This is a genomic window from uncultured Thiodictyon sp., assembly GCF_903946935.1.
Taxonomy (GTDB): Bacteria; Pseudomonadota; Gammaproteobacteria; order Chromatiales; family Chromatiaceae; genus Thiodictyon.
In genome coordinates, this window is the sequence record NZ_CAJAXH010000210.1 from 1 (window position 1) to 19012 (window position 19012).

A 19012-nucleotide genomic window follows, 5' to 3' on the forward strand; every position below is an offset into this window, starting at 1 on the left:
AGCAGGGCGCGTACCATGACAGTAGCAGGACTTTTCTCGGAAAATTTCTGGAGGATCTCGCCAAACACGGCTGCTGCTTCACTCAGGTAGCGCTAAATATCGCCTATATTACAATATGTTGGCAGCACCTTAAAAGGGCTGGAGCAGGCACCAATGCGGCGAGGGGGCCGGCGGCAACTGCTGCGAATGCAGCGGCCGCCAATGATGTCGCCGGATTTCCAGCGATCGTCTCTAGAGGCGACGCCCAACTGCCTGCCTTGCTCAATGTAGCGGTCAATAAATGTTTGCATGATCGGGTCTCCGGTGGTGGTCTGTTGCAGCAACGCGCGGACATCACGCTCCTCCACGCGCCCGGTGCCTTGGACATAGTAGCGCAGCAGGGATTCCAGGATCTCCAGGGCTGTCGCCCGGTCTTGGACCTCCTCGATCAAGGTCAGCAGGTTACGCAGCCGCTCTAAGGGTTCTTTGCTGAAGACCCAGCGCATACCCAACTGGACCAGCCGGGTCAGCACGTCGCCCTTGAGCTGCGCGTCAGTGCGGGCGAAGATGTCGTGTAATGCGTAGGTAAACTGCGGCACGAAGGGTAAGAGCGCCGCCGGCAGCGGTGCGACGAGATCGTGGAAGCTCATCGGCGCACGCCAGTGCCGTTCGCCGTGATAGATCACCAGCGGATAGATCGGCGGGAGCTGGCGGGCATCCGGATGCTGCTTGCGATACTGATCGCCCTCGGCGGCGATGTAGCGCAGGAGTTGCAGCAGGGTCCAGTGCTCCGGGCTGCTCTTATGCTCGAACAGCAGGTAGATCGTCAAGGTCCCATCGCGGTAGCGTACACGATAGACTAGATCGGAGTACGCCGAGCGCAGATCGGTCGAAACGTAAGTGTCTTTCGATATCTCCAGCGTTCCGAGGTCGACGTCGTCGAGGAGCTGCGCGGGCAGTTGCTGTCGCAGGAAATCCGCGGCGACCTCCCGCCGTCCGAAACTCTCGCGGAAAAAGGCGTCGTGGGGGGTGGCGATTTCGTCCATCGCGTACAAGGCTAATCAGATCGCGTTGACGACGCAAGACCATCTGTACCGAGACGGCATCTTGCACTGCGCCCCGGGGTCCCCAACATGGGCGCTCAACACGCACTGATGGATAATGGCCATGCGACTGATTGACCGGTCCTTTCAACCTCGGAATCCCGCGACGGCGCCGGCCCGGCACCCGCGCTCTGGCGTGGCCCGCGGGGTCGCCGCGGCGCTCCTCTGCCTGGTCGCGACCCTGGCCCTGGGGGCCGACCCTGTTCGGCCCCTGCCGACCCTGGCGGTTCCGGCCCATGGCGCCTATACCGGGGTCTACGCGGACTTCGGCAAGTCAGAGGAGGAGGTGACGACTGCAAAGATCGAGTCGTTTACCGCGCTGGTGGGTAAGCACCAGGCCCTGATCGCCTTCTCCAATCACTGGGGCACCGGGCACTTTCCCGCGGCCGAGGCACGCCTCGTCGACACCTATGGGGCGGCCCCACTCATCTACTGGAACCCCTGGGAGCGCCGGGACGACATGGCCTGCCCACGCTTCACCCTCGAACAGATCGCGGCCGGCGACTGGGACGCCTATATCGATGACTGGGCACGGGACGCGCGCGCCTTCGGCAAGCCGCTGCTGGTGGCATGGGGACTGGAGATGAACGGCAAGTGGTTCCCCTGGTCGGGGGTCTTCCACGGCGGCGGCGAGCCGATCCCCGACTCGGAGCCGACCCGTTACCAGGGTCCGGAGGCCTTCAAGCGCGCTTACTGCCATGTGGTGGAGCGGGTGCGCGCGGCCGGGGCGAGCAATATCTCCTGGGTCTTTCACGCCAACAACACACCAGACCCGGCGCAACCCTGGAACACCATGGCGGCCTACTATCCGGGTAGCTCCTATGTCGACTGGCTCGGCGTCAGCGCCTATGGGAAGCAGTTTGGGGGCGAGGGCTGGAGCTCGGCGAGCGAGTCACTGCTCCGCCCGTTTGCGGAGCTCGCAGCACTGGACCCGCACAAGCCGATATTGCTCGCCGAATGGGGGATCGGCGAGTTTCCGCAACAGGGCGATAAGGCCGAGTGGCTACATGATGCCTTCGCCCAGATGGAGCACAAGTTACATCGCCTCAAGGGGGCCGTTTTCTGGCATGAGCAATGGGTCAACGGCGACCAGAGTGTCAGCAATCTGCTGGTCGATTCATCGCCCCAAGCCCTGGCTGCCTACCGCGCGGGCGTCGCCCGCCCCTTCTGGCTCGCCGCACCGCAGGACAGCACCCCACCCCCACGCGCCAAGCCATAATCCCAGAAAGAGCAGTTGTCACGCCAAGGCGCCAAGCTCGCCAAGGTTTTTCAGTGCGTTATCAGCGTTGCGCCAATCACCCGGAGGGTGATCTGGATGATTGAAGCCCAGACCCAGGGTCGGAGTCCATTGCTCCACACGCAGTGAGCCATTGCCAATTCGGCTTTGACCGTAAGCACTGTAGGCGTAGCCCAAGTCCAGGTAGACGCGCTTGCCATGGCTCAGAAAGGACACCTGCGGTGCCACGACCTGAACATCATCGCTCTCGTTGGTGGCGTCGTTGTTGTTGATTTGATGACCGTCCAGACGCAGCGTCACACGCCCCGGCAAGAGGTCAGGCGTGAAATTGAGCCGCCCGGAGACAAACTCGGCCGCCTGGTCGAGTGCGGCAATGCCGCCCTTGTAATTGAGCCGGGTGTAGGTCGACCCACCGGCCAGGCCGCCGCGATCCTGATATTCTGCGTCGAAAGAGATGCCAGCGTTGATCATATCGCTGCGCGATCGCGAACCGCCATAACCCACGTAAGAAGGCGGCTACCTGCTGCCGTTTCCCTCCGGCGGCGCCGAGGCCTTGCTGGAACGCCTGGAGGAGGTCCTGCGCCGGGAGCGCATCGACGTGATCATCCCCAGCCTGGATGCCGAGCTGCCCAACTTCATCGCCCTGCAACCCACGCTGGCCAAACGGGGCGTGCGGATGCGCCTGCCGACGCGCACGCAACTGCGCAGCCGCGACAAGGATCGGCTCCCGGCGCTGTGCGCCCAGGCCGGCGTGGCCACCCCCAGGGTGCGCCCGATCGGTTCGGCCCAGTTCTTCGAGCACTGCACCGACGAGCAGGAAGGGGGCTGGACCTATCCCCTGGTGGTCAAGGGCGTCTTCTACGACGCCTATGTCGTGGAGGACCCGACCGAGGCCGCGTACCGCTTCGAGCAGATCGCGCGCACCTGGGGTTACCCGGTGCTGGTCCAGGCCCATGTCGTCGGTGAGGAGGTCAATCTGACCGCGCTGGGGGATGGCAGCGGCGCCCTGATCGCCCCGGTGATGATGCGCAAGCAGGCGCTCGCCGACAAGGGCAAGGCCTGGGCCGGGGTGGCGATCGACGATCAGGAACTGCTGGCGGTCGGCGAGCGGCTGATGCACGCGCTCAAATGGAATGGACCGCTGGAACTGGAACTGCTGCGCGATGACGCCAGCACCCTACACCTGATCGAGATCAATCCGCGCTTCCCGGCCTGGGTCTATCTCTCGCACGGGGTCGGCCGCAACCTGCCGGCCGCACTGCTCGCCCTGCAACAGGGGGTCGCCCCCGCGGCCCTGCCGCTGGCCGCACCCCGCCCCGGTGTCACCTTCATCCGGCATGCGCGCGAGATCATCGTACCAGTGGCGGAAATCGCCGCCGTCAGCACGTGAGCGCGATCTGCCAGGTCCTGCACCAGGAGGGGTCCTGGGCCGAGGTGGTGTCGCACTTTGAATATGAGAAGGCGCGCCGCCTGGGGGTCCCCGGCGAGCGCATCATTTTCAACGGGCCGCACAAGCCGCGGCCCATCCTAGAGCGCGCGCTCGCCGAGGGTGCGCATATGCATGTCGATCACCTCGACGAACTGGCGACGATCGAGTCGATCGCCCGCGACCGTGGTGTGCCGGCGCCGATCGCCCTGCGTCTGAACTTCGACACCGGCTTTACCGAGCCCTGGAGCCGGTTTGGCTTCAATCTCGAATCCGGCCAGGCGCACGCGGCCATCGCCGCCGTCACGGCCAGCCCGCACCTGCGACTGGTCGGGCTTCACAGCCACATCGGCACCTTCATCCTCGACCCGCGCGCCTACGCCGCCCAGGTCAAGATACTCTGCACCCTGATGCAGGAGATCGAAACCGTCGACGATACACGGCTCGATTATATCGACATCGGCGGCGGCCTGCCCTCGCGCAACACACTGCACGGGACCTATCTGCCGCCCGAGCAGGCGGTGCCGGATCTGGACGAATACGCCGAGGCGATCTGCACGGCCTTTCTCGACGGCACGGCCTATCGCCTGGAGCGCGGCGCGGCCCGCCCGCGGCTGATCTTCGAGAGCGGACGCGCCGTGATCGACGACGCCCAGGTCCTGATCGCCTCGGTGGTCGGGCGCAAACCGTTGCCGGGCGGCGCCCCGGCGGTCATGCTGGATGCTGGGATCAACCTGCTGTTCACCGCCTTCTGGTACAACCATCAGGTGTCACTGGCCGCACCGGCGCGTGGCGAGCCGCGCGAGACGGTGCTCTATGGCCCGCTGTGCATGAACATCGACGTGGTGCGCGCCTCGGTCCAGCTACCGCCGCTGGTGCCGGGCGACCAACTGGTGATCTCACCGGTCGGCGCCTACAACAATACCCAATGGTTGCAGTTCATCGAGTATCGGCCAGCGGTGGTGATGATCCACCCGGGGCAGCAGGTGAGCGTGATTCGGCGCGCCGAGGACATCGACAGCGTGTGCGAACACGATTTGCTGCCGGCACGCCTCGGCAACACGGGCGCCGAGGGGACGGCACCACCGTCCAATCCGATCGCGCTACGCCGGGCCAGCTGACATGGAAACCCTGGGGCTGATTCGCGATTTCATACACCGGCTGCTGCTCGCCTATGGCACCCTGTTTCTGGCGCAGGGGCCGGGCGTGGGGGCCCTGGTGCTGGGCGCCAACCTGCTCGATCCCGCGATCGGTCTGATGGGGCTCGCGGCCGGGCTGGCGGCGGTGGGGATGCGCGCCTGGGTGCGCCTGCTGGCGCACGCCGGCGAGGCGGAGATCCTGAACGCGATCTATGTCGGTCTGGTGCTCGGCGCCTTTTATGCGGGTACCGGCCGGCTCGTCGTCCTGGCCGTGCTGGGCGGCGCGCTGGTCGTGCCGCTGGCCTCGGCGCTCGGCCCGCTGCTGCGCCAGACCCGCGAACTGCCGCTCCTGGGCGCGCCCTTTCTCTGCACCCTGTGGACCCTGCTGCCGGCGGCCAAGGCGCTGGGGATTGCCGGGCGCGCAACGCCCGCACCCTGGCTCTACCCGGCCTGGATCGAACGGCCCCTCACGAGCGCACTGTCCACGCTGGGCGCACTGTTCTATGTCGACAATCCGCTCTCGGGCGTCCTGGTGCTCGCGGCCGTGCTGCTCGTCTCGCCGGTGTTGGCGGGCTTTGCCATCCACACGGCGGTGAGCGCGCGCAGCCTGGCCGTGACGGCGGGCGCCGTGGTCGCCGCCACCACCTTTTCGGTCGCGCTGTGGTGGGTCCTCTGGCCGATCGGCCTGCCACCGCTCTCCGCCCCCTTCCTGCTCGCCGTCTGGCTGGTTCGCGCCGCCTTACGCCCGGAGCACGGCGCCTTCTGGTCACGTTTCTGGCTACCCGCCCCGGCCACGCCGGAGGCCAGTGCCAGCCGCTGGCGGCTGGAACAGGCACGCGGTGTGGAGCGTACGAGCATTGCGCTGCGTCCGCCCTTTGTTGGGTGCATGGAGGTCTCCCAATCGATGGATGGCGCACTCACCCACTGCGGCCCCTGGCGCGACGCGCTGGACTTTACAGATTGGCCTGCTCGGGGAGACGACGCTGGTCTCGGATCGCGGTGCGCGCCTCACGGCCTGCCACACCGATCTGCTGTTCGCGGTGACCGCACGCGGCAGCGCGGCGGACCCGGTCGGCGATGCCTTCGCGCTGGCCTTCGGACTCACCCCGCTGATCGAGCCGGGCTGTCACTGGCAAGATGCGCCCGCGCTCGACTGGCTGGCACCGAGCGCCTGGCAGCGGGTGCGTCTGCGGTTGCGTCACCCATTGGGCCGCAACCTCGAGAGTCGCTACGAGCGGCGGTGGGATGCCGGCCGCGGTCTCTGGGAGCAACGCGGCCGGCATCGCCTGTCGGTACTGGAACCTGCAACAGGGCTTCTGCCTGTACATCGTGGAGACCCAGATCGGTCAACTCGACTGGCTGGTGACGCGGATCGAGGATGCCTATGCGCGCAACGGCAGTTGGACCTTTGCAGCAGCGAACGGCGATTCATTGGACCGCCTCCTTGGCGGCCCCCCCGCCCCTCCCGGGCCCGACGCGCGCCGACCGCTAACGATCGGCAAGGCCGCTGGCGATGACCTGCCGCTCGGATCGGAGGATGACCCGCCGGGCTTCCCAGGTCCGCCTGGACTCGCTGGCCGACCGCCGCCACCCTTCGGCCCGCCTGGGCTCGATGGCCGTCCGCCGCCCCCCTTCGCCGATGGCCGCGGCCCCGGCAACCTCTTCGAGATCCAGCCGCGGCTCTCGCTGCGCGACGCCGACGGCCGGGTGCTGGCCGGCAACCCGCGGCCGGCCAGACTCGCGGCGAGCCGCCCCATCCGCTATCGGGGGCAAAGCGTCGGGGCCCTGGTGTTGCTCGCGCCGCAGACCGAGGCGGCGCGCGATGCCGCCTTCCTGGCCACCCAGTCACGCGACCTGTGGCCGTCCAGCCTGGCGGTGTTGCTCCTGTCGCTGGCCGCCGCCTGGCTGCTGGCACGGCAATTCCTGAGCCCGATCCAGGCCCTGGCGAGCGGCGCACGCGCCATTGCGCAGGGCCGCCCGGCCGCGCGCATCCAGGTGCGCGGGTCCGACGAACTCAGCGAACTGGCCGAGGATTTCAACGCGATGGCAGACATGCTGGCGCGCACCGAGGGTCAGCGAGCGGGCGGTGGACAGCCACATGAAAAACCTGCGCAAAAAACTGGCACAGGCACAGCCCGAGCGCGAGCTCATCCGCTCGATTTACGGCGTGGGCTTTGTCTTTGAACCTTGAGCAACCGGCTCCGCGGCTAGTCGTGCTCGGATACAATTCAGGACCGCTCACCCACGCACTGGCCTGCCCATGTTTGAAATCGCCTCTGCCTGCCTCGTCCTGACCGCCCTGCTGGCCTACCTGAACCAGCGCTTCATCCGCCTGCCGATCACCATCGGCGTGATGGCCGCCGCGCTGTTGCTGTCCCTGGCACTGATCGGCCTGGACGCGGCCGGGGTCGCCTTCGGGTTACGGCAGTACGAGGAATCGCTGCTACGCTCCATCGACTTCTCCAACACCCTGATGCAGGGCATGTTGTCGCTGCTGCTGTTCGCCGGCGCCTTACACGTCGACTTGACTGAGCTGCGGGCCTACCGCTGGCAGGTCGCCCTGTTGGCGGGGCTCTCCACGCTGCTGTCGACGCTAGCGGTCGGCTTCGGGACCTGGTATGCCCTGTCCTGGGTGGGCCTGGACCTGGGGCTGATCGAATGTCTGTTGTTCGGCGCGCTCATCTCGCCCACGGACCCGATCGCGGTCATGGGTATCCTCAAGACGGCCGGCGCACCCAAACATCTGGAGTTGGTAATCGCCGGCGAGTCGCTGTTCAACGACGGTGTCGGGGTCGTGATCTTCTCACTGTTGCTCGGCATGCTGGCGAGCGGCGCCGCCCCGACCCCGAGCGAGGGGCTACTGTTGCTGCTGCGTGAGGCGGGGGGCGGCCTGCTGTTCGGTCTGGCGCTCGGCTATCTCACCTTCCTGCTACTCAAGAGCATGGACAGCTATCAGGTCGAGGTGTTGATCACCCTGGCGGCCGTGACGGGCGGCTATACGCTGGCCCACCGGCTGCACGTGTCCGGCCCCCTGGCGATGGTGGTGGTCGGGCTGATGATCGGCAACGGCGGGCGGGCGCTGGCCATGTCGGACACCACGCGACACTATGTCGACCTGTTCTGGGAGTTGATCGACGAGATCCTGAACGCCGTGCTGTTCCTACTGATCGGCATGGAGGTCCTGCTGGTGACCTTCTCGCTGAACATCCTGGCCGCCGCGGTGCTGGCCATGGGCGTGACCCTGGCGGCGCGCGGACTCACGGTCGGCCTCCCGGTGGCCTTGCTCCCCGGGGTGTTCAAGCTGCCCAAGGGCTCCGGGTGGGTGTTGACCTGGGGTGGCCTGCGCGGCGGCATCTCAGTGGCTCTGGCCCTGTCGCTGCCGCTCGGCCCGGGGCGCGACGTCGTGCTTGCGTTGACCTATTGCATCGTCGTCTTCTCGATCCTCGGGCAGGGGCTGACGATCGGGCAGGTGATCCGCCGGACCGTGCCCACGCGACTCTGAGTCCGGGGCGGGTCGCTGGGTCTATGTGGCGCGGCGAACAGACCGCTGCGCGGCGCAGCACTTACCGTGCCGGGGTGGCAAGGGGAGGATCACCCAGCCAGACACGATAAAAATGACTTAATAAAGGTTATTCGCGCCAACGGGTCTGCCGGTTTCTCCTATACTGCCAACATTGCTGTGGCGACGGCCCACCAGCCCCCGGGCGGTGTCTGCCCCGCGCCTCAGCGCGCTCCTCAACCCACCGCGTCAGGAGGCCTCCATGTCCATTCAACTCACAGAAGAAAACGGCGGTAAGGTGCTGGTCTTACAGATCAGCGGTAAGCTGGTCAAGGCCGATTATGAGCAGTTTGTGCCTGAGTTCGAGCGACTGGTGCGAGTACACGGCCCTTTGCGCCTGCTGTTCGACATGACCGATTTCCATGGTTGGGAGGCCAGTGCCATGTGGGAAGACGCCAAGTTCGGAGCACACCACTTCGCCGACATCGAACGACTGGCCATGGTCGGGGAAACGCGGTGGCAACATGGCATGGCGATCTTCTGCAAGCCGTTCACCAAGGCGGCGGTGCGCTATTTCGATCACGCCGAGGCCGCCCAGGCGCGTGCATGGCTGGACGAACCCGCGGCTTAACGCGTGTCAGATCAAGCACTCACGCCAGCCGAGCGGCGGCGCGGCACGGTCGTTGCGGTGCGCGGCAGTGTCGTGGATATCCGCTTCGATGAAGACCTGCCGCCGATCTACTCACTGCTGCGCGCCAGCAGCACCCAGGCCATCGTCATCGAGGTGCTGACCCAACTGGATGCGCGCCATGTCCGCGGGATCGCCCTGACCCCAACCCAGGGGCTCGCCCGCGGCATGGGCGTGGCGGACACCGGCGGCCCACTCAAGGCGCCGGTGGGCAAGGGGATCCTGGGGCGGATGTTCGATGTCTTCGGCCACGCCATCGACCGCCAGCCGGCGCCGACTGACATCATCTGGCGCTCGGTACACAACGCCCCGCCACCGCTGGCGCGCCGCTCCACCAAGTCGGAGGTCTTTGAAACTGGCATCAAGGTCATCGATGTATTGATGCCCCTGGAGCGCGGCGGCAAGGCCGGGTTATTCGGCGGGGCGGGCGTGGGCAAGACGGTGCTGCTGACCGAGATGATCCACAACATGATCGGGCACCAATCCGGCGTCAGCCTCTTTTGCGGTATCGGCGAGCGCTGTCGCGAGGGTGAGGAACTGTATCGCGAGATGAAGGAGGCCGGTGTCTTACCGAACATGGTGATGATCTTCGGCCAGATGAATGAGCCACCGGGCAGCCGCTTCCGCGTCGGCCATGCCGCACTGACAATGGCCGAGTATTTTCGTGACGACGAGCATCGCGATGTCTTGCTGCTCATCGACAATATCTTCCGCTTCATCCAGGCCGGCATGGAGGTCTCGGGGCTGATGGGCCAGATGCCCTCACGCCTGGGCTATCAACCGACCATGGGCACCGAACTGTCGGGGCTGGAGGAGCGTATCGCCAATACCGATACCGGCGCCATCACCTCGATCCAGGCGGTCTATGTCCCGGCGGACGACTTTACCGATCCCGCGGCGGTGCATACCTTTTCGCATTTGTCGGCCTCCATCGTGCTGTCGCGCAAACGGGCCAGCGAGGGCCTGTTCCCGGCCATCGACCCCCTGCAATCCAGCTCCAAGATGGCCACACCGGGTATCGTCGGCGAGCGCCATTACACCCTGGCGCGCGCGGTCAGGCAAACCCTGGCGCAATACGCCGAACTCAAGGACATCATCGCCATGCTGGGCCTGGAACAACTCTCGCCCGACGACCGCAACCTGGTCGCCCGCGCGCGCCGGCTGGAGCGCTTTCTCACCCAGCCCTTTTTTACCACCGAACAATTTACCGGCCTGGCCGGCAAGCTGGTCAGCCTCGAGGATGCTTTGGGCGGCTGCGAACGTATCCTGCACGATGAATTCAAGGATGTCCCGGAGGGTGCGCTCTATATGATCGGGACCGTGGATGAGGCGAAGGAGAAGGCGAAGGAGAAGGAGAAGGCAGCATGAATCTGAAGGTGCTCCTGCCATTCCAGGTCTTTGCCGATAAGGCCGGTGTATCGCGTATCGTGGCACAGACGCGCCAAGGTGCATTCGGGCTGTTGCCGCATCGGCTCGATTGTGTCGCGGCACTCACCCCCGGGATACTGGTCTATGAGACCGCGGCGGATGGCGAGGTCTGTCTGGCCGTGGACGAGGGGGTGCTGGTCAAGACCGGCCAGAGGGTGCTCGTCTCAGTGCGCCGGGCGATCGGCGGCACGGACCTGGGCCAATTGCGTACGGCGATCGAGCAGGAGTTCCTGACCCTGGATGCGCAGGAGCAGAGCCTGCGCTCGGTCATGGCGAGCCTGGAAACCGGTTTTCTTCGGCGTTTCATGAGTTTTCAACATGAATGATGCCCCCCGCCCCAGCGACCCCGGGTCTGACCTGGCCGGACAGGTCGGTGCCAAGGCCGCACTCAAGCTCAAGGCACGACGCAACCCCACACCTGGGGTCTGGTTCGGCCTCGGCATGATGGGACTGATCGGCTGGTCGGTGGTCGTGCCGACCCTGCTCGGCACCGCAATCGGGCTGTGGATCGACGAACACTACCCGGGCGGCCATTCCTGGACGCTGGCGCTATTGGTCGCAGGACTGACGCTCGGCTGTTTCAATGCCTGGCACTGGGTCACCAAGGAGGAGCGGGCCATGCGCGATGAGCAGAGGGATGGCGATGAATGAACTGTTGCCACTGGCCCCGGCGCTGCTGGCCGGTCTGCTGCTCGGCGCACTGTTCTTCGGCGGACTCTGGTGGACACTACGCCAGTGCCTGTCATCGCCAACACCGGCACGCTGGCTGCTGGGCAGCCTGGTGTTACGCACGGGGATCGTCCTCGCCGGGTTTTATCGCGTCGGCGACGGTCAGTGGGAACGACTCGTTGCCTGTCTGCTCGGCTTCCTCATCGCCCGCCTGATCCTGATCCGGCTGACCGGCCCATCCGCTACCGCGACGGAGGTCAGTCATGCACCTGAGCCCTGATGAAATGATCTTCTGGCAATACGGGTTTATCACGCTCAATGGCACCATTGTGTTCACTTGGGGCTTGATGGCGGTGCTGGTCATCGGCTCCAAACTCATCACCCGGCGGCTCGCCACCGGTTTGACGCGCTCGCGCTGGCAGAACCTGCTGGAGATCGTCGTGACCGGCATCGAGACGCAGATCGCCGAGGTCGGGCTGGCGCAACCGCGCACCTATCTCCCCTTTCTCGGCACCCTGTTCCTGTTCGTTGCCGCCGCCACCCTGGCCACCATCATTCCCGGCTATGAGCCGCCTACCGGTTCGCTCTCCACCACGACCGCGCTCGCGCTCTGCGTCCTGGTCGCCGTACCCGCCTTCGGCATTGCAGACCAGGGTCTCGCCGGCTATCTCAAGTCCTATCTGGAGCCGACCTTCCTGATGCTGCCCTTCAATATCATCAGCGAGGTCACGCGGACCCTGGCACTGGCGGTGCGACTGTTCGGCAATATGATGAGCGGGGCGATGATCATCGCCATCCTGATCACCATTACGCCCTTCCTGTTTCCGATCCTCATGACGGTGCTCGGCCTGCTCACCGGCATGGTACAGGCCTACATCTTCAGCATCCTGGCGGCCGTGTATATCGCCGCCGCGACCCGCACGCGCACGCGCACGCCAGAACCCGAAGCGGCGCTGCCTGCCTGAGCGTATCCACCAGCCACCCGAGGACCCATCATGGACGCCTTGAGCATTATTGCAGTCACCTCGATCGTCATGGCCGGCCTCACCACCGGCTTCGGCACCATGGGGCCGGCACTGGCCGAGGGCCGGGCGGTCGCCACGGCGCTCACCGCGCTGGCCCAACAACCCGACGCATCTGCCACCATTACCCGCACCCTCTTCGTCGGGCTCGCCATGATCGAGTCCACGGCCATCTATTGCTTCGTGGTCTCGATGATACTCATCTTCGCCAACCCCTTCTGGAACCTAGCAATCGCCCACGCCGCCGGGAACTAGGCCATGCTTATCGACTGGTTCACCGTCGGCGCTCAGGCGATCAATTTTCTGGTCCTGGTCTGGTTGCTGAAGCGTTTTTTATACCAGCCCATCCTCCACGCCATCGATGAGCGAGAGCGGCGGATCGCCGCCGAACTCGCGGACGCCGCCGCCAAGCAGGCCGCCGCCCAAACGGAGCGCGAGTCGTTTGAGCACAAGAACCAGGCGTTCGATGAGCAACGCGCCACGCTATTCAGCCAGGCCGTGGACGAGGCGAAGACCGAACGCCAGCGCCTCCTCGGTGAGGCCCGGCAGGCGGCCGACGCACTCGCGGCCCAGCGCGCGGAGTCACTGCGCAGCGAGGCCAAACAACTCAATCAAGCCATCCTGCTACGCACCCAGCACGAGGTCTTTTTGATCGCACGCAAGGCACTGAGCGATCTCGCCGGGGCCGATCTGGAGGAGCGGATGGTGCAACGATTCATCAGCCGCCTCTCGGCCATGGATGTCGCGGCACTCAGCGTCTTCGCCGATGCGCTAACAACAGCGTCCGACCCCGCCTGCATACGCAGCGCCTTCGAGTTGCGCGAAAGCGCGCGCGCAGCGCTGACGCAGGCCATTCACAGCACCTTCGGGGTGCCGCCAAAGATCCGCTTTGAGACCACGCCGGAGTTGCTCGGCGGGATCGAACTGACCGCGAACGGACAAAAGATTGCCTGGGATATCGCGGATTACCTCGCATCATTGGAACAGGGTGTCGGCGAGTTGTTGAATGCAAAGGGCCAGCCCGCCGCCACGCCCGCCACTGCACCGGCATCGACCCCAGCCCCATGAGCGAGGCACCGAACTCGTTGCAGTCGGTCTTCGACCGCGCCTTCGCCGCCATCGGTGAGACGCGCGAGTCATTCGCGCCAGCAATGGTGCCGCATGAGGTGGGCACCATCGCGACGGTCTCCACCGGCATCGCCAAGGTGACCGGTCTCGGCGACGTGGGATTCGAGGAACTGCTCGCCTTCCCCGGCGGGGTCTTCGGCATCGCCTTCAATCTGGATGCGGACGAGATCGGTGTGGTCCTGCTCGGCGATTACTGGAAGTTGCAGGCGGGCGATACGGTCGAGCGTACCGGCCGGGTGATGGACGTGGCGGTCGGCGATGGCCTGCTCGGCCGGGTCATCGACCCGCTCGGCCGGCCGCTCGATGGGGAGGGACCGGTCGCCAGCAGCGAGCGCCTGCCGATCGAACGCCCGGCGGCGCCGATCATGGACCGCGCGCCGGTGACGGTTCCGCTCCAGACCGGGCTCAAGGTCATCGATGCACTCATTCCCATCGGGCGCGGCCAACGCGAGCTGATCCTCGGCGACCGGCAGACCGGCAAGACCGCCATCGCCATCGACAGCATCCTCAACCAACGCGGCAAGGAGGTGTTCTGCGTCTATTGTGCCATCGGTCAGCGGGCCTCCGCCACCGCCAAGGCCGTGGCCACGCTGCGCGAGCACGGCGCCATGGACTATACCGTGGTAGTCGTCACCGAGGGCAATGACGCACCTGGGCTTGCCTATATCGCACCCTATGCCGCCACCAGCATCGCCGAGCACTTCATGGAGCGCAGACGCGACGTGCTCATTGTCTATGACGACCTCACCCATCACGCCCGCGCCTATCGCGAACTGTCGCTGTTGCTGCGCCGGCCGCCGGGCCGCGAGGCCTTTCCCGGCGATATCTTTTATATCCACTCGCGCCTGCTGGAACGGGCCACCCACCTGCGACAGGAACGCGGGGGCGGGTCGCTGACGGCGCTACCGATCATCGAGACCGAGGCGGAGAATATGTCCGCCTATATCCCGACCAATCTGATCTCGATTACCGACGGGCAGGTCTATCTCTCGCCCTCGCTCTTTGAACTCGGTGTGCTGCCGGCGGTCGATGTCGGCCAATCGGTCTCGCGCGTCGGCGGCAAGGCCCAGTTGGCCGCCTATCGTGCAGTGGCAGGCGACCTCAAGCTCAGCTATGCCCAGTTTGAGGAGTTGGAGACCTTTGCCCGGTTCGGCGCCCGGGTGGATGAAAAGACCCGCGCCATCATCGGGCATGGCCAACGTATCCGCGCCTGTCTCAAACAGTCTGAATTGGCTCCGGTGTCGGTCCCGGCGCAAATCGCCATCCTGCTGGCCCTGACCACGGGACTCTTCGATGCCATACCGCTGGAGCGGATGCCCGCGGCGGAACAGGCCGTAATAGAGGCCGCGGCCGACATGCCAGGCGCATTGACCGAGCGCCTGGCGAGCGCCGACACCTTGAGCGACGGCGATCGGCAACTGATCGTCGAACTGGCCCAGCGGGCGCTCGCCGCACACTTTCCTTCAAACGGAGCAGCATCATGAAACTCGCCTTTTGGTGGCAGGAAACACGCGCCAGCTTCTGGTTCCTGCCGGCCCTCATCGTGCTGGACGCGGTGGCGCTCGCCGCCCTCCTGATCACCCTTGACTTCCATTTTGAGTCGAATCTCGCCGAGCGCTGGCCATTGCTCTTCGGCGCCGGGGCCGACGGCGCCCGCGGTCTGCTCTCCGCGGTCGGAGGCTCAATGGTCACGGTGGCCGGGGTGGTCTTCTCCATTACCCTGGTGGCCATCGCCCTGACCTCCAGTCAGTATACCTCGCGGGTCATTCGTAACTTTATGAGCGACCACATCAACCAATCCGTTCTCGGGACCTTCGTCGGCATCTTCGCCTACTGTCTGGTGGTGTTGCGGACGATTCGCGGCGGCGATGAAGGGGGGTTTGTCCCGACGCTGGCGGTGCTGGGCGCCTTGATTCTGGCCTTCGTCGGCATCGGGGTGCTGATCTATTTCATTCATTATGTCTCCACCTCGATCCAGGCCTCGAGCATCACGGCCTCGGTCGCCCGCGAGACCCTGGCCGCCGTCGATCACCTGTTTCCCGAAGCGCTGGGCGACAACCCAGACGCGGGTTCGGACGACCAGTACGGGCGGGCGCTCGCCATGCAGCCGTGGTTGGCCATTCCGGCCCAGAAGACCGGTTACATTGAGACGATCGAGTCGGAGCAACTCCTCACGCTGGCCCGTGCGCACGCGACCATCCTGCGGATGGAGCGCGGCATCGGGGACTTTGTGGTCGCTGGTACACCGCTGGTCTCGGCCATCGCGACCGAGAGTCTCAAGGAGGCGATCACCGCGAAGCTGAATGCGCTCTATGTGATCGGGCGTCAGCGCACGGTCGAACAGGATGCCGCATTCGGCGTCCGGCAGATCGTCGATATCGCCATGAAGGCACTCTCACCCGGCGTCAACGACACCACCACCGCGATCATGTGCGTGGATTATCTGACCGCCATCCTGGTCCGGCTGGCGCCGCGCCGCATCGCGGCGGCCCCTGGCCTGGACGAGGGTGAGTTGCGTGTGATCGCCCGCGGCCCGAGCTTCGGGGGCCTGTTGGCCGAGGCCTTTGACCAGATTCGCCAGAATGCCGGGGGCAATGTCGGCGTCCTGTTGCGGATGCTCGGCGCACTGGAGACCATCGCCACCCGCACCACCGACCCACACCGGCGCTGCGAACTCCAGCAAACAGCGGAACAGATTGGCGAGACGGCCGAGCGCACCGTGGCCTCCCCGCACGACCGGGAGCGCCTGGGCGAGCGGCTGGCACGGGTCCGTGAGTCACTCGCCACACCGCCCATCTTGTTCATCGCCGCCGACCAGGATTGACCCAGGGGTCATGAGCGACACCACCGCCAGTCTGCGCCGCAAGATCAAGGGTGCGGGCGATCTTCAATCGGTCGTCCGCACCATGAAGACGCTGGCCGCCTCCAACATCGGCCAATACGAACAGGCGGTGCTCGCCTTGGCGGACTACGCCCGCACCGTCGACTTAGGATTGAGCGTGTGTTTCCGCGGAATCGAGATCCCGACCGCCATGCAGGACGCGTCCGGCGCCCCGGATACGGGGGGCATCGGCGCTATCGTATTCGGCTCGGACCAGGGATTGGTGGGGCAGTTCAATGAGTTGATCGCCGACCATGCGGTCAAGTCGTTGCGGGCGCTGACCGACCGCCCGCGGGTCTGGGCCGTCGGTGAGCGCGTCCATGCGCGCCTGGCGGATGCCGGCCTGCCGCCGCTGGGGCTCTTCGCCGTCCCGGGCTCGGTCGCCGCCATTACCGGGCTCATTGGACAAGTCCTCATGGAGAGCGAGGTGCGCGACCATGGGAACGCACAGTTGCATCTGTTCTACAACCGCCCCGGTTCGGGTGCGGTCTATACGCCGGTCGGTCAGCAATTGCTGCCGCTGGACGCGGACTGGTATCGCCAATTGGCGGACCGGCCCTGGCCGACCAAGAACCTGCCCGAGGTCATGGGCAACGAGGCCGCAACGGTACGGGCCCTCGTCCGCGAATATCTCTTTGTCTCACTCTTTCGCGCCTGCGCCGAATCGCTGGCGAGCGAGAACGCCAGCCGCCTGGCGGCCATGCAACGGGCCGACAAGAATATCGACGAACTGCTCGAGGCGCTGAACGGCACCTTCCACCGCCTGCGCCAGAGCGGAATCGACGAGGAACTGTTCGATGTCATCTCCGGGTTTGAGGCGCTGGCGGGGGCGCGGCCGCAAGGCGGACGGCGATAGTCTACGAGCTGGAGTGGCTGGACCGCGCACTGGTCGCCGCGAGCATCGACGAGGTCATCCACTGACAATGCCACTGGACTGCGCCGACCTGAGCCACACCCGCGGCAGCGGCGACCAGGGCTTCCGGGTGCGGTCGACTCACTGACACTGCACACCGGGGAGAGCGGCTGCGGCAAGAGCACGGCAGTGGAACTGCTGGGCACGTGGTGCGGCCCCAGAACGGCGGTATCATGCTCGGTGAAAGTCCCGCACTCCCCATGGACGCGACCGCAGGCCGCTTCCCGGGGGAACATCCATCACAACGCCGCACTGGAATCAGGGTGTTGAGGAGGTCGGTTGGAAATCATCGCACTCTATTCGGTCCTCTGGGCCTGCTTCCATCTCGGCGCCGGCACCCTCGCCCAACAGGTGCCGACCCGGCGCATCGCGCAGCTTCCATTCGTCAACCGCAGCTATGGCTGGGAACGCAACGGTCGACTCTACGAGCGCTTGGGCATTCGCTGGTGGAAGGACCATATCCCCGAGGCGGGTGCCTTCTGCCCCGGCGGTTTCCCCAAACGCCAGTTGCAGTCCAATGACCCCGACTATTTCAGACTGTTCGTCATTGAGGCCTCCCGGGCGGAGTTCTCCCATTGGCTGACCTGGGGGCTGGCGCTCACCTTTTCCCTCTGGACCCCCTGGCCAATTGCGGTGTTCATGGTGTTCTTCGGGGCGCTGGGCAATGGTCCTTGCATCATGGTGCAACGCTACAATCGTATCCGGCTTAAGCGGGCCCTGAGTGCCTCAGAACGGCGCACGCACCGGGATCGAGCGGCCCTTCCAGCGCACGCTGTTGCGCACCAGGGTGAGATACAGCGAGCGCAGCAGGACCGTGAAGAAGAACAGCAGGGACAGGGGGTAGGTCACGGCGGTGGCGACGCCGTAGTTGCCGAGCCGACGCAGTAGCCACCAGATCTGGGCGGCGTAGGCGACATAGGCCACCAGGCCGGCGACGACCCAGTTGCACACCCCGTGCGCCGGCCAATGATTGATGGCGTTGAGCCCGGTCACCGCACCCGCGACCCAGGCGACCATCATGAGGAGCATCAAGGGATCGGTGTGCATCGCACCATGCGCCAGATTCTTGGTCCAGCCATCGAAGAGGTCCCGCAGGCCATGCGGGTACATGCGAAGCGAGATGACACCCTCGCCGATAAAGTTGTGCGCGCGGCAACCGCGGCTCCCCATCTCGCGCGCCAATGCCACGTCGTCGACGACCTCGGCGCGGACCAGTTGGTGGCCACCCGTCCGGAAATAATCCTCGCGCGAGCAGACGATGCAGGGGCCAAAACTCCCCTTGGACGCGATCGCCTCGCCCGCCAGGGTGAAGGACCGGATGCTGCCCATCATGCTGATGAAAAAGAAGGCCGAGAGCCGCTCGTAGGCCTTATGCATCCGATGATAGGGCTGGATGGATACCAGTCCGCCGTAGCGCGCATAGGTGGCCACAATCCGACTCAGGCCGGTTGGTTCAAGCGCGGTATCGGCATCCAGAAACACGAACAGCTCGCCACTGGCGCGGTGCGCCCCCAGCCAGCAGGCCCGGGGTTTGCCAAGCCAGCCGTCGGTGAGTTCCGTCAGGGTCAAGACCGTCGCAGCGGCCGCCCGGGCCAGGGCGGCCGTCCCGTCAGTGGAATCGTCATCGACGACGATCAACTCGAAGTCGGTGTAGTCCTGCACCCGCAGCGAGGCCAGCAAGGGGGGCAGGCGGGCCTCTTCGTTGCGGGCCGGGACGATGAGCGAGACCCTGGGTGTAGCGCATTGCCGCGGCAGCGGCGGACAGGGACGCAGGCGCCCCAGGAAGACAAAGGCCAGGGTCCAGGGCAGCAGCAACCAGAGCAGCTCAGTGGTGGGGATCGATAAAGTCATAGGTGCAGTGAGGCCCAGCGCGCTGGCGAAATCAGCTCTTGATCTCGCA

Annotated in this window: 20 protein-coding genes and 2 pseudogenes; 19 read left to right on the plus strand and 3 right to left on the minus strand. The window is 65.6% G+C overall.

Going from position 1 to position 19012, the window contains the following annotated elements:
- Positions 1–92: 92 nt before the first annotated feature.
- Entirely contained in the window at positions 93–1025 is a 933-nt protein-coding gene (locus QZX93_RS17800; protein WP_295389695.1) for an Rpn family recombination-promoting nuclease/putative transposase, read from the minus strand.
- A 121-nt stretch (positions 1026–1146) separates the two neighbouring features.
- Between QZX93_RS17800 and QZX93_RS17805 the strand changes: the two genes are divergently transcribed.
- Entirely contained in the window at positions 1147–2301 is a 1155-nt protein-coding gene (locus QZX93_RS17805) for a glycosyl hydrolase (RefSeq protein ID WP_295389697.1), read from the plus strand.
- Positions 2302–2319: 18 nt separating this feature from the next.
- Here the strand turns inward: QZX93_RS17805 and QZX93_RS17810 are convergent, their stop codons facing one another.
- On the minus strand, positions 2320–2823 hold the full coding sequence (locus tag QZX93_RS17810) for a hypothetical protein (protein ID WP_295394798.1): 504 nt from the start codon (positions 2821–2823) through the stop codon (positions 2320–2322).
- 49 nt (positions 2824–2872) lie between these two features.
- Between QZX93_RS17810 and QZX93_RS17815 the strand changes: the two genes are divergently transcribed.
- From QZX93_RS17815 to QZX93_RS17900, 18 genes and pseudogenes are all read left to right on the plus strand, one after another.
- The gene (locus QZX93_RS17815; RefSeq protein WP_295389700.1) at positions 2873–3709 is read left to right on the plus strand and encodes an ATP-grasp domain-containing protein; all 837 of its coding nucleotides are present in this window, start codon (positions 2873–2875) and stop codon (positions 3707–3709) included.
- On the plus strand, positions 3706–4866 hold the full coding sequence (locus tag QZX93_RS17820; RefSeq protein WP_295389702.1) for an alanine racemase: 1161 nt from the start codon (positions 3706–3708) through the stop codon (positions 4864–4866). The genes QZX93_RS17815 and QZX93_RS17820 overlap by 4 nt, the downstream gene beginning before the upstream one ends.
- Position 4867: 1 nt before the next feature.
- Positions 4868–6250 (plus strand): urea transporter, encoded by a 1383-nt coding sequence (locus QZX93_RS17825; protein WP_295389704.1) that lies wholly within the window; start codon positions 4868–4870, stop codon positions 6248–6250.
- A 509-nt stretch (positions 6251–6759) separates the two neighbouring features.
- Positions 6760–6930, plus strand: a pseudogene (locus QZX93_RS17830) (HAMP domain-containing protein); the annotation flags it as partial.
- Positions 6931–6982: 52 nt separating this feature from the next.
- Positions 6983–7075: a hypothetical protein gene (locus QZX93_RS17835; RefSeq protein WP_295389706.1), complete on the plus strand. Its 93-nt coding sequence runs from the start codon at positions 6983–6985 to the stop codon at positions 7073–7075.
- Between the two features lie 69 nt (positions 7076–7144).
- Positions 7145–8386 (plus strand): sodium:proton antiporter, encoded by a 1242-nt coding sequence (locus QZX93_RS17840; RefSeq protein WP_295389708.1) that lies wholly within the window; start codon positions 7145–7147, stop codon positions 8384–8386.
- A gap of 259 nt (positions 8387–8645) precedes the next feature.
- Complete coding sequence (locus QZX93_RS17845) at positions 8646–9014, plus strand: STAS/SEC14 domain-containing protein (protein WP_295389710.1); 369 nt, start codon at positions 8646–8648, stop codon at positions 9012–9014.
- Between the two features lie 3 nt (positions 9015–9017).
- Complete coding sequence (gene atpD, locus QZX93_RS17850; protein ID WP_295389712.1) at positions 9018–10439, plus strand: F0F1 ATP synthase subunit beta; 1422 nt, start codon at positions 9018–9020, stop codon at positions 10437–10439.
- Entirely contained in the window at positions 10436–10825 is a 390-nt protein-coding gene (locus QZX93_RS17855; protein WP_295389714.1) for a F0F1 ATP synthase subunit epsilon, read from the plus strand. Before atpD ends, QZX93_RS17855 begins: the two co-directional genes overlap by 4 nt.
- Positions 10818–11150 carry an AtpZ/AtpI family protein gene (locus QZX93_RS17860; RefSeq protein WP_295389716.1) on the plus strand — a complete coding sequence of 111 codons (333 nt, stop codon included), beginning with the start codon at positions 10818–10820 and terminating at the stop codon, positions 11148–11150. Before QZX93_RS17855 ends, QZX93_RS17860 begins: the two co-directional genes overlap by 8 nt.
- Positions 11143–11448: an ATP synthase subunit I gene (locus QZX93_RS17865; RefSeq protein ID WP_295389718.1), complete on the plus strand. Its 306-nt coding sequence runs from the start codon at positions 11143–11145 to the stop codon at positions 11446–11448. Before QZX93_RS17860 ends, QZX93_RS17865 begins: the two co-directional genes overlap by 8 nt.
- Positions 11432–12133: a F0F1 ATP synthase subunit A gene (locus QZX93_RS17870; RefSeq protein WP_295389720.1), complete on the plus strand. Its 702-nt coding sequence runs from the start codon at positions 11432–11434 to the stop codon at positions 12131–12133. Before QZX93_RS17865 ends, QZX93_RS17870 begins: the two co-directional genes overlap by 17 nt.
- 30 nt (positions 12134–12163) lie before the next feature.
- On the plus strand, positions 12164–12445 hold the full coding sequence (locus tag QZX93_RS17875; RefSeq protein WP_295389722.1) for a F0F1 ATP synthase subunit C: 282 nt from the start codon (positions 12164–12166) through the stop codon (positions 12443–12445).
- Positions 12446–12448: 3 nt separating this feature from the next.
- Positions 12449–13258, plus strand: coding sequence for a F0F1 ATP synthase subunit B (locus QZX93_RS17880; RefSeq protein WP_295389724.1), 810 nt, complete (start codon positions 12449–12451; stop codon positions 13256–13258).
- Positions 13255–14802, plus strand: a complete 1548-nt coding sequence (locus QZX93_RS17885; protein ID WP_295389726.1) for an alternate F1F0 ATPase, F1 subunit alpha — start codon at positions 13255–13257, stop codon at positions 14800–14802. The genes QZX93_RS17880 and QZX93_RS17885 overlap by 4 nt, the downstream gene beginning before the upstream one ends.
- A complete protein-coding gene (locus QZX93_RS17890) occupies positions 14799–16142 on the plus strand; it encodes a DUF2254 domain-containing protein (protein WP_295389728.1) in 1344 nt (447 codons plus the stop codon). Before QZX93_RS17885 ends, QZX93_RS17890 begins: the two co-directional genes overlap by 4 nt.
- A gap of 10 nt (positions 16143–16152) precedes the next feature.
- Complete coding sequence (locus QZX93_RS17895; RefSeq protein ID WP_295389729.1) at positions 16153–17055, plus strand: F0F1 ATP synthase subunit gamma; 903 nt, start codon at positions 16153–16155, stop codon at positions 17053–17055.
- A gap of 408 nt (positions 17056–17463) precedes the next feature.
- Positions 17464–17823 (plus strand): annotated as a pseudogene (locus tag QZX93_RS17900) (hypothetical protein); the annotation flags it as partial.
- Between the two features lie 15 nt (positions 17824–17838).
- Here QZX93_RS17900 and QZX93_RS17905 read toward each other — a convergent pair.
- Positions 17839–18963: a glycosyltransferase gene (locus tag QZX93_RS17905; protein WP_295389731.1), complete on the minus strand. Its 1125-nt coding sequence runs from the start codon at positions 18961–18963 to the stop codon at positions 17839–17841.
- Positions 18964–19012 lie beyond the last annotated feature (49 nt).

Bases quoted from the DNA above. Each gene is read 5' to 3' on its own strand.
- QZX93_RS17800 (WP_295389695.1), bottom strand. From the start codon at position 1,025: ATGGACGAAATCGCCACCCCCCACGACGCCTTTTTCCGCGAGAGTTTC.
- QZX93_RS17805 (WP_295389697.1), top strand. From the start codon at position 1,147: ATGCGACTGATTGACCGGTCCTTTCAACCTCGGAATCCCGCGACGGCG.
- QZX93_RS17825 (WP_295389704.1), top strand. From the start codon at position 4,868: ATGGAAACCCTGGGGCTGATTCGCGATTTCATACACCGGCTGCTGCTC.
- QZX93_RS17835 (WP_295389706.1), top strand. From the start codon at position 6,983: ATGAAAAACCTGCGCAAAAAACTGGCACAGGCACAGCCCGAGCGCGAG.
- QZX93_RS17840 (WP_295389708.1), top strand. From the start codon at position 7,145: ATGTTTGAAATCGCCTCTGCCTGCCTCGTCCTGACCGCCCTGCTGGCC.
- QZX93_RS17845 (WP_295389710.1), top strand. From the start codon at position 8,646: ATGTCCATTCAACTCACAGAAGAAAACGGCGGTAAGGTGCTGGTCTTA.
- QZX93_RS17855 (WP_295389714.1), top strand. From the start codon at position 10,436: ATGAATCTGAAGGTGCTCCTGCCATTCCAGGTCTTTGCCGATAAGGCC.
- QZX93_RS17860 (WP_295389716.1), top strand. From the start codon at position 10,818: ATGAATGATGCCCCCCGCCCCAGCGACCCCGGGTCTGACCTGGCCGGA.
- QZX93_RS17865 (WP_295389718.1), top strand. From the start codon at position 11,143: ATGAATGAACTGTTGCCACTGGCCCCGGCGCTGCTGGCCGGTCTGCTG.
- QZX93_RS17870 (WP_295389720.1), top strand. From the start codon at position 11,432: ATGCACCTGAGCCCTGATGAAATGATCTTCTGGCAATACGGGTTTATC.
- QZX93_RS17875 (WP_295389722.1), top strand. From the start codon at position 12,164: ATGGACGCCTTGAGCATTATTGCAGTCACCTCGATCGTCATGGCCGGC.
- QZX93_RS17880 (WP_295389724.1), top strand. From the start codon at position 12,449: ATGCTTATCGACTGGTTCACCGTCGGCGCTCAGGCGATCAATTTTCTG.
- QZX93_RS17885 (WP_295389726.1), top strand. From the start codon at position 13,255: ATGAGCGAGGCACCGAACTCGTTGCAGTCGGTCTTCGACCGCGCCTTC.
- QZX93_RS17890 (WP_295389728.1), top strand. From the start codon at position 14,799: ATGAAACTCGCCTTTTGGTGGCAGGAAACACGCGCCAGCTTCTGGTTC.
- QZX93_RS17895 (WP_295389729.1), top strand. From the start codon at position 16,153: ATGAGCGACACCACCGCCAGTCTGCGCCGCAAGATCAAGGGTGCGGGC.
- QZX93_RS17905 (WP_295389731.1), bottom strand. From the start codon at position 18,963: ATGACTTTATCGATCCCCACCACTGAGCTGCTCTGGTTGCTGCTGCCC.